We start from the raw sequence: 815 nt of genomic DNA, 5'->3' as shown, positions 1-815 counted from the left end.
GTCATAAGAAATGTGCATCTTCTGCGCCAGTTCTTCCGCTCCCTTGTTGGCAACTCCCGCTGTAGCAAGCACTACCATGTCAGCTTCTATCTCGACAGGTGATGCTCCCAACAGGGTGTCTACTCCTTTAACAATCAATTTACCGTTCTTCTCATATATACGGGCGACGCGACCACGGACGTAATTCACTCCATCCTCTTCAATGGCACGGCGCACAAATTCTTCATAATTCTTTCCTCCGGCACGAATATCCATATAGAACACGTACGATTCGCCACCATGCACCTTGTGCTGATAAAGCATCGCATGTTTGGCTGTGTACATACAGCATATCTTAGAGCAATAAGGAATTCCTTTGGCCGGATCACGGGAACCGGCACAGGCTACAAATACAATCTTTTGAGGAATCTGTCCGTCAGACGGACGGCGAATCTCTCCGAATGTAGGACCGGAAGCCGATGCCAGACGCTCAAACTGCAATCCGGTAATGACATCTTTATATTTCCCATATCCATATTCGGGAAAAAAGTCTGTATTCAACACATTGAATCCTGTAGTTACTACAATCGCTCCGACTTCTTCGGTGATAATACGGTCCTCTTGTCCGAAACGGATAGCCCCCGTAGGACATAGCTTTTCACAGACTCCGCATTTACCATTGCGATAATGGGTACAATGTTCTTTATCAATCACCGGTTTATTGGGCACTGCTTGCGGAAAAGGAACATAAATAGCTGTACGCATTCCCAAACCGGCATTAAATTCGCTCGGTATCTTTTTGTTGGGACATTTAGTCGTACAAAGTCCGCAACCGG

The 815-nt window shown here is 46.4% G+C and carries 1 pseudogene; it reads right to left on the bottom strand.

Going from position 1 to position 815, the window contains the following annotated elements:
* Positions 1–815 (bottom strand): annotated as a pseudogene (locus AB5935_RS26075) (disulfide reductase); the annotation flags it as partial.

This window comes from Phocaeicola sp. RTP21198st1_B8_RTP21198_201120, from assembly GCF_040929485.1.
GTDB lineage: Bacteria > Bacteroidota > Bacteroidia > Bacteroidales > Bacteroidaceae > Phocaeicola > Phocaeicola dorei.
This window is presented reverse-complemented; position numbering and strand designations above follow the sequence as displayed.